Genomic DNA, 6,662 nt, shown 5'->3' on the forward strand with positions numbered 1-6,662 from the left:
GCGGTGCGCGGGGTGGGAAGCGACACGGACAACCGTGTGGAGAGCAGCGCGTCCAGGCGGATCAACGCGGGTAAAGCGCTCGTCTTCCGTGACGCCGGTTCTCGTTCCATGCGCAGTCCCCCCACTCGAACTCCACGTGGTGTGCGTGAAGGTCGGATCCGATGGTCGACGTGCGAAGAAACCGTGTGTGAATCACAGCGGGCGGGAGTCTAGCCACGTGGTGACGCGGGTCACAAGAGGCCTGCGGGAAAGGCGAGTTGGGGGCGCGGAACGGAACGTTTCCGTCCGCGCCCCCGGGGCCGGGGACGCGGACGGACGATGCGGTGGAGCGGCGGGGGACCGGGTCAGCGGATGTGGCGGCCGGAGACCGCGCGGGCGATCACCAGGCGCTGGATCTCGCTGGTGCCCTCGAAGATCGTGTAGATCTTGGCGTCCCGGTACATCCGCTCCACCGGATGCTCCCGGCTGTACCCGGCGCCGCCGAGGACCTGTACGGCCTTCTCGGTGGCGGCGACGGCCAGTTCACCGGCGCGCAGCTTGGACATCGAGCCCTGGGCCGCGTCGAAGGCGCGGTTGTTGCGGGCCATCCAGGCCGCCTGCCAGATCAGCAGGCGGACGGCCTCGATCTCGGTCCGCAGATCGGCCAGGGCGAAGGCGACGGCCTGGTTCTCGACGATGGGACGGCCGAAGGCGACACGGCCGCCCGCGTACTCCAGGGCGTACTCGTAGGCGGCGCGCGCGATGCCGAGCGCCTGCGCGCCCACGGTGGGCCGGCTCACCTCGAAGGTCGCCATGGCGGCCTGCCCCTTGGCCCGTCCGCCCTCGCGGGCGCGGGCCAGACGCGCCTCCAGCTTCTCCCTGCCGCCCAGCAGGCAGTGGCCCGGCACCCGCACCTCGTCCAGGAAGACGTCGGCGGTGTGCGACGCCCGCAGGCCCAGCTTTCTGATCTTGCGGCCGGCCTCCAGGCCGGGCGTGCCGGGCGGGACGATGAACGCCGCCTGGCCGCGCGCGCCGAGCTCCGGCTCCACCGAGGCCACCACCACGTGCACGTTGGCGATGCCGCCGTTGGTGATCCACGCCTTCTGGCCGCTGATCACCCACTCGTCCCTCGCCTCGTCGTACCGGGCGCGGGTGCGCATGGCCGAGACGTCGGATCCGGCCTCGGGCTCGGAGACGCAGAAGGCCGCCACCTTGGGGTCGTCCTCGTCGCCGAAGCACTGCGGAACCCACTCGGCGAGCTGGTCGGGGGTGCCGGCGGAGAAGATGCCCGCCACCGCCAGCGAGGTGCCGAACAGGGCCATGCCGATGCCGGCGTCGCCCCAGAACAGCTCCTCGTTGGCGATCTGGAGGGACAGGCCCGAGGGGTCGCCGTACATGTCGGCCAGGGACTCGAAGCCGTACAGGCCGATCCTCGCCGCCTCCTGTATGACGGGCCAGGGGGTCTCCTCCCGCTCGTCCCACTCGGAGGCGGCCGGGCGCACGACGTCGGCGGCGAAGCCGTGCACCCACTCGCGCAGGTCGCTCTGCTCCTCGGTGAGGTCGAGGCAGAAACCGCTCATGATCCGCGCTCGCTCCTCACGCCTTGGGGATGTCGAAGTAGCGGGTCAGGCCGGAGGCCAGGCCGACGTCGCCGGCCAGCTTCAGCCTGCGCGTCATGAACATCGTCACGGGGCTGGCGTTGCCGGAGACGAGCCTGAGGAACTCGGCGTCGCCCATGGTCAGGGTCACGCGCGGGTCGGTCTCGCCGCGGCCCTCGTGGACGGTGCAGGTGCCGCCGGAGATGGCGATCTCGCGGACGACCTCGCTCTCCCCGGTGACCTTCCAGCGGATCACGGCTTCCAGCGATCCGGCCCGCTCGGGGCGGAACTGCCGCTCCATGCGCCGGAAGACCTCGTCCAGTACGCGCATCCGCAGCTCGCCGCGCATGATCCCGTCGATCTCCTTGGTGGACAGGCCCTTGACGATCCGCGCGAACTCCTCGGGGGAGACGGCGGCGAAGTCGAGGGCGGCGAGGTCGGTCGGCTCCCGGCTGACGCCGTTGGTCATGGGGTTCCCCTTCACTCTTCTTACTCAAGAGTAAATTTACTGGTGAGTAAGATTACGACGCGGTAGGTAGGCTGGCAAGAGTGAGTGGCGAACGCAGGCGACGGGTGCCCCGGCGGATCCGGGAACAGCAGATCATCGACGTGGCGGTCCAGGTCTTCGCCAGGCGCGGATACCACCCCGCCTCGGTGGACGAGATCGCCGAGCTGGCGGGCATCTCCAAGCCGATGGTCTACCTCTACCTCGACTCCAAGGAGGGCCTGTTCCTGGCCTGCCTGCGCCGCGAGGCCGAGCGGCTGGTGGCGGCCTTCCAGGGCGCGGCGCGCGATGTGCGCACCCCGGAGCTGCGGCTGTGGGCGGGGCTGTCGGCGTTCTTCGCCTTCGTGGCCGAGCACCGCGACAGCTGGGTCGTCCTCCACCGCCAGGCGTCGCAGCTCAGCGAGGCCATCACCACGGAGGTCGCACAGGCCCGCCGCGCGGTCATGGCCGAGGTCGCGGGCCTGGTCCGGGACGGGATCGGCGAGGCCCTCGGGCCGGTCCCGGTCGCCGAGGAGGAGGCCGACTTCGTGGCCCACGCGCTGGTGGGGGCGGCGGACTCGCTCACCGACTGGATGGAGCGCCACCCCGGGGAGTCCCCCGAGCGGGTCACCCGGCGCCTGATGAACATGGTGTGGGTGGGCATGCGCAACGTGCTGGCCGGGGAGGTCTGGACACCTCCGGCGGATTCCGGTGCCCCGGGCCCGGCCGCGTCCGCCGGGAGGGCCGGGACACCGGAAACGTCCGGGACACCGGGAGCGTCCGGGGCACCGCAGGCGCCGGTGGCCCCGGAGCGCTCAGTCCAGGGCTGAGACCTCGCCGCGCAGGTGCTCGCGCCCCGTGCCGCCGTCACCGCGCAGCCCGAAGTCCCACAGCACGCCGGTGCCGGCGGACGCGGCCGGGCCCGTGGCACGGAAGCGCACCGCCGAGGGCAGCGGGACCGGGGTCCGGAAGGAGACGTCCACCCGGCAGGCGCCGGGCAGGTGCCTCTCCAGCGCCGCCAGACAGCGGGCCTTGGTCCACATGCCGTGCGCGATGGCGCGCGGGAAGCCGAACAGCCGCGCGGTGAGCGGGTGCAGATGGATCGGGTTGCGGTCGCCGGAGACGGCGGCGTACGCGCGCCCCGCCGAACCGGGCACCTCCCAGCGCTCCTCCAATACCGGACCGCCCGGAGCGCCGGACGCGGCCTTGCCGGAGCGGGCTCCGGCGCCCTGCGCGGGGCCGGCCGCCGCGCGCCCCCGGCGCAGATACGTGCTGACCGACCGCCACACCGTACGGGTCCCGTCGTCGGCCTCGGCCGTCACGTCGAAGGCGGTGCCCTTCGGGTGCGGTCGCAGGTCCCCGGCCCACACCCGGTAGGTGAGCCGCTCCCCGGCCTCGACCGGCCTGTGCCGGTCGATCCGGTTGGCGATGTGCACCAGCCCGAGCAGCGGCAGCGGGAAGTCCCGCCGGGTCATCAGCGACATCGCCAGCGGAAAGGCGACGATGTGCGGGTACGTCACGGGCAGCCGGGCGGCGTCGGCGAAGCCGCAGACCTCGGCGTAGCGGCGCAGCCGCTCCGGGTCGGCCGCGACATCGCGCAGCACCAGTCGCCGTGCCGGCAGCGGACGGCCCCTCGTACCGCCGGACTTGGGCAGCATCGCGCGGACGTACAGCCCGGCCGTGCCCGGCGCGGACGGCAACTCCAGCGTCTCCGGCTCCCCGCGGCCGGCGCTCCCCGCGCCCCCGGCGCCCTCCGTGCCCTCTGGTCCCTTCACGTCCTCCACGCCCCCTCACGCTCCCAGCAGGGACTGGCCGCACACCCGCAGTACCTGGCCGCTGACCCCGCCGCTGCCGGGCGAGGCGAGATAGGCGACGGCCTCGGCCACGTCGACGGGCTGCCCGCCCTGCTTCATGCTGTTCATACGGCGGCCCGCCTCCCTCACGAACAGGGGCACCGCCGCCGTCATCCTCGTCTCGATGAAGCCCGGGGCCACCGCGTTGACGGTGACGCCGCGTTCGGCCACGACCGGGGCGAGGGCCTGGACCAGCCCGATCAGCCCTGCCTTGCTCGCCGCGTAGTTGGTCTGCCCGACGTTGCCCGCGATGCCGCTGATGGAGGAGGTGCACACGATCCGGCCGCCCTCGCGCAGCACCGGCTCCCCGGACTCCCGGAGCTCCAGCAGGCGTTCGGTCAGGCGCTCCACCGCGGTGAGGTTGACCGCGATCACCGAGTCCCACTTCGCGGCGTCCATCCGGCCCAGGGTCTTGTCGCGGGTGATGCCCGCGTTGTGCACCACGACGTCCACGCCGCCGTGACGGTCGCTCAGGTGCTCCGCCAGGGCGTCGGCGGCACCGTCGGCGGTGATGTCCAGCTCCAGCGCGTCCCCGTCGATCCGCCCGGCCAGCTCGCGCAGCTCCCCGCCCTGGCCGGGCACGTCCAGGCAGACCACCGTCGCCCCGTCCCGGGCCAGAGTCCCGGCCACCACCGCGCCGATGCCGCGCGCCGCTCCGGTGACCACGGCCGTCCTCCCCTGAAGCGGGCGCTCCCAGTCGGCCGGCGCGGCACCTCCCGCGACCGGTTCCCCGATCCGGAGCACCTGGCCGGAGACGTAGGCGGAACGGGCCGAGAGCGCGAAGCGCAGGGTGGACTCCATCGCGTCCTCCGCGCCGGGCGCGACGAGCAGCAGGTGCGCGGTCGCCCCGCGCCGCAGCTCCTTGCCGACCGAGCGCACGAAGCCCTCCAGCGCCCGCTGGGCGGCGGCCTGCCGCACCCCGCCGGCCGCCTCGGGCGGGGTGCCCAGGACCACGACCCGGCCGCAGGGAGCCAGTGAGCGGATCCGCGGGTGGAAGAAGTCGTGCAGGGCGCGCAGCCCGCCGCTGTCGGTGATGCCGGTGGCGTCGAAGACCAGCGCGGCGGGGGCGTCCCGCGAACCGGAGGGGCCGCCGGAGGCGCCCGGCAGCGCGGCCACCAGTTCGCGCAGCGGCCCGGTCAGCCGGCCGCCCCCGGCGCCGTCCACGACCACCGGGCCGGACAGGACGGGACGGCCCGGGCGGTGGCGCTCCAGGATCTCCGGGCGCGGCAGCCCCAGGCGCCGGGCCAGGAGCGCCCCGGGTCCGGAGGCCGTCAGTTTCTGGTAGCGATCCACCATTGATTTCTCCTTACGCATGAGTAAGTTTACTCCGAAGTAAGTAGAGAGGTTTCCTACCACAAGGAGTGGTGGCCATGGCAACGGCCGTCCGCCGCGTCGCGATCGTCGGCAGCAACCGCATCCCCTTCGCCCGGGCGGACGGGCCCTACGCCACCGCCTCCAACCAGGAGATGCTCTCCGCCGCCCTGGCCGGCCTGATCGAGCGCCACGGCCTGCGCGGCGAGGTGCTGGGGGAGTTCGCCGCGGGAGCGGTCCTCAAGCACAGCCGGGACTTCAACCTGGCCCGGGAGGTGGTGCTCGGCAGCACGCTGGACCACCGCACTCCCGCCTACGACGTCCAGCAGGCCTGCGGAACGGGCCTGGAGACCGTCATCCTCGTGGCCAACAAGATCGCCCTGGGGCAGATCGAGTGCGGTGTCGCCGGCGGTGTGGACACCGCCAGCGACGCACCGCTGGGCGTCAACGACGACCTGCGGAAACTGCTGCTCAAGGCCCGCCGGGCCCGCTCCCTGCCCCAGCGCCTGGGCGCCCTGGCCGGCCTGCGCCCCCGGCACGCCGTCCCCGACATCCCCCGCAACGCCGAGCCGCGCACCGGCCTGTCGATGGGCGAGCACGCCGCCCGCACCGCCGCCGAGTGGGGCATCGCCCGCGCCGACCAGGACGCCCTGGCCGCCACCAGCCACCAGCGCCTGGCCGCCGCCTACGAGCGCGGCTTCCTCGACGACCTGGTCACCCCGTTCCGGGGCCTGGAGCGGGACCAGAACCTGCGTCCGGACAGCACGCCGGATAAACTCGCCCGCCTCAAGCCGGTGTTCGGCGGGGGCGAGGGGGCCACCATGACCGCCGGAAACTCCACCCCGCTGTCCGACGGCGCCTCCACCGTGCTGCTGGCGAGCGAGGAGTGGGCCGCCGAGCGCGGCCTGCCGGTGCTGGCCTACCTCACCCATTCACGAGCCGCCGCCGTCGACTTCGTCGACGGCCCCGACGGACTGCTCATGGCACCGGCGTACGCCGTGCCGAAGCTGCTCCAGGGCGCCGGGCTGAAGCTGGGCGACCTCGATCTGTACGAGATCCACGAGGCGTTCGCCTCCCAGGTCCTGGCCACCCTCGCCGCCTGGGAGGACGAGGACTTCTGCGTCCGCCGCCTGGGCCTGCCCGGCCCGCTGGGCACCGTCGACCGCGACCGGCTCAACGTCGCCGGCTCCTCCCTCGCCGCCGGGCACCCCTTCGCCGCCACCGGCGGCCGGATCGTGGGAACCCTCGCCAAGCTGCTCCACGAGAAGGCCGCCGAGCGCGGCGGACCCGGCGACGGGGGAGAGCCGACCGTACGCGGTCTGATATCGATCTGCGCCGCGGGCGGACAGGGCGTGACCGCGATCCTCGAACGCTGACCGCCGGGCCCGTACGAACCACCGCCCGTACGGGCCCGCCCCTTTCCCCACTCCTCTCCCC

General features: G+C 73.5%; 6 protein-coding genes. 2 read left to right on the forward strand and 4 right to left on the reverse strand.

The genetic code is table 11. The features are described 5' to 3' along the window. Positions 1-344 precede the first annotated feature (344 nt). A complete protein-coding gene (locus L7D48_RS23680; RefSeq protein ID WP_237882269.1) occupies positions 345-1,559 on the reverse strand; it encodes an acyl-CoA dehydrogenase family protein in 1,215 nt (404 codons plus the stop codon). A gap of 16 nt (positions 1,560-1,575) precedes the next feature. Then, positions 1,576-2,046, reverse strand: coding sequence for an SCP2 sterol-binding domain-containing protein (locus L7D48_RS23685; RefSeq protein ID WP_237882271.1), 471 nt, complete (start codon positions 2,044-2,046; stop codon positions 1,576-1,578). An 80-nt stretch (positions 2,047-2,126) separates the two neighbouring features. Here L7D48_RS23685 and L7D48_RS23690 point away from each other — a divergent pair, with 80 nt between their 5' ends. Beyond that, positions 2,127-2,891, forward strand: a complete 765-nt coding sequence (locus tag L7D48_RS23690) for a TetR/AcrR family transcriptional regulator (RefSeq protein ID WP_237882272.1) — start codon at positions 2,127-2,129, stop codon at positions 2,889-2,891. Here the strand turns inward: L7D48_RS23690 and L7D48_RS23695 are convergent. Beyond that, positions 2,877-3,845, reverse strand: coding sequence for a MaoC/PaaZ C-terminal domain-containing protein (locus L7D48_RS23695; RefSeq protein ID WP_237882274.1), 969 nt, complete (start codon positions 3,843-3,845; stop codon positions 2,877-2,879). The genes L7D48_RS23690 and L7D48_RS23695 overlap by 15 nt on opposite strands. 6 nt (positions 3,846-3,851) lie before the next feature. Next, complete coding sequence (locus L7D48_RS23700; protein ID WP_237882276.1) at positions 3,852-5,210, reverse strand: 3-oxoacyl-ACP reductase; 1,359 nt, start codon at positions 5,208-5,210, stop codon at positions 3,852-3,854. A gap of 74 nt (positions 5,211-5,284) precedes the next feature. Here L7D48_RS23700 and L7D48_RS23705 point away from each other — a divergent pair, with 74 nt between their 5' ends. Further along, positions 5,285-6,601 carry an acetyl-CoA C-acetyltransferase gene (locus tag L7D48_RS23705; RefSeq protein ID WP_237882278.1) on the forward strand — a complete coding sequence of 439 codons (1,317 nt, stop codon included), beginning with the start codon at positions 5,285-5,287 and terminating at the stop codon, positions 6,599-6,601. The last annotated feature ends 61 nt before the right edge of the window (positions 6,602-6,662 follow it).

The sequence above is a fragment of the Streptomyces sp. ICN903 genome, from assembly GCF_022015835.1.
Taxonomy (GTDB): Bacteria; Actinomycetota; Actinomycetes; order Streptomycetales; family Streptomycetaceae; genus Streptomyces; species Streptomyces fenghuangensis.

What these genes read in the sequence shown, in the direction of transcription:
- L7D48_RS23680 (WP_237882269.1), bottom strand. Translation starts at nt 1,559, where the DNA reads ATGAGCGGTTTCTGCCTCGACCTCACCGAGGAGCAGAGCGACCTGCGC.
- L7D48_RS23685 (WP_237882271.1), bottom strand. Translation starts at nt 2,046, where the DNA reads ATGACCAACGGCGTCAGCCGGGAGCCGACCGACCTCGCCGCCCTCGAC.
- L7D48_RS23700 (WP_237882276.1), bottom strand. Translation starts at nt 5,210, where the DNA reads ATGGTGGATCGCTACCAGAAACTGACGGCCTCCGGACCCGGGGCGCTC.
- L7D48_RS23705 (WP_237882278.1), top strand. Translation starts at nt 5,285, where the DNA reads ATGGCAACGGCCGTCCGCCGCGTCGCGATCGTCGGCAGCAACCGCATC.